Raw genomic sequence first — 280 nt, 5'->3', positions numbered from 1 at the left:
GCAGGCCGCTCAGCGGGATACGACCGCCAGCGTCTGATCCTTACTTGCGCTTGCCGATCGTGACGGGGGCGAAGGTCACCTGGCAGCACTTCAGGTCCAGGCTCTGCCCCGGCGTGCGGTCCGCCATGGCGGGCGCCACCCGATAAAGCACCGCCTTGCCGTCGCGCTTCGCCAGCACGAGGCCGGCGTCGCGCAGGACCTTCAGGTGATGCGACAGCAGGCTCTGGCCCACCGTCACGCGCTTCATCAGGTCGTTGACGTGCATCGGTCCCTGGAGCAG

1 protein-coding gene is annotated in these 280 nt (G+C 68.2%); it reads right to left on the bottom strand.

The genetic code is table 11. From position 1 onward, the window contains the following. Positions 1-40: 40 nt before the first annotated feature. Positions 41-280 (bottom strand): ArsR/SmtB family transcription factor (locus H6A60_RS13085; RefSeq protein WP_205105297.1); only part of this gene is annotated, 240 nt, incomplete at its 5' end.

Source organism: Sutterella massiliensis, assembly GCF_016899755.1.
Classification (GTDB): domain Bacteria; phylum Pseudomonadota; class Gammaproteobacteria; order Burkholderiales; family Burkholderiaceae_F; genus Sutterella; species Sutterella massiliensis.
The sequence above is the reverse complement of the archived record's forward strand: the minus strand, read 5'-3'. Positions and strand labels throughout refer to the sequence as shown.